This is a genomic window from Enterocloster aldenensis, from assembly GCF_003434055.1.
In the GTDB taxonomy this organism is placed as follows: Bacteria; Bacillota; Clostridia; order Lachnospirales; family Lachnospiraceae; genus Enterocloster; species Enterocloster aldenensis.
Map to the genome: position 1 here is coordinate 1 of NZ_QVEX01000034.1, position 264 is coordinate 264.

Annotated in this window: 2 tRNA genes; both read left to right on the forward strand. The window is 48.5% G+C overall.

Going from position 1 to position 264, the window contains the following annotated elements:
• Positions 1-93: 93 nt before the first annotated feature.
• Positions 94-168, forward strand: a tRNA-Pro gene (locus DWX59_RS28085).
• A gap of 22 nt (positions 169-190) precedes the next feature.
• Positions 191-262 (forward strand) — tRNA-Gly (locus tag DWX59_RS28090).
• Positions 263-264: the final 2 nt, after the last annotated feature.

Here is a 264-nt window from a genome sequence, read left to right on the forward strand (position 1 = left end):
GTTCAATTCGGTTTTCAATATGTGGTTTTGAGGGTACGTAATATACTTGAATATTTGAATCATCTGTGGTATATTATTTATCGTTGGTGATGACGGGGTGTGGCTCAGCTTGGCTAGAGCGCCTGGTTTGGGACCAGGAGGTCGCAGGTTCGAATCCTGTCACCCCGATTTTCATAATTCAATATGATATGCGCGAGTGGCTCAGTGGTGGAGTATCGCCTTGCCAAGGCGAGGGTCGCGGGTTCGAATCCCGTCTCGCGCTTT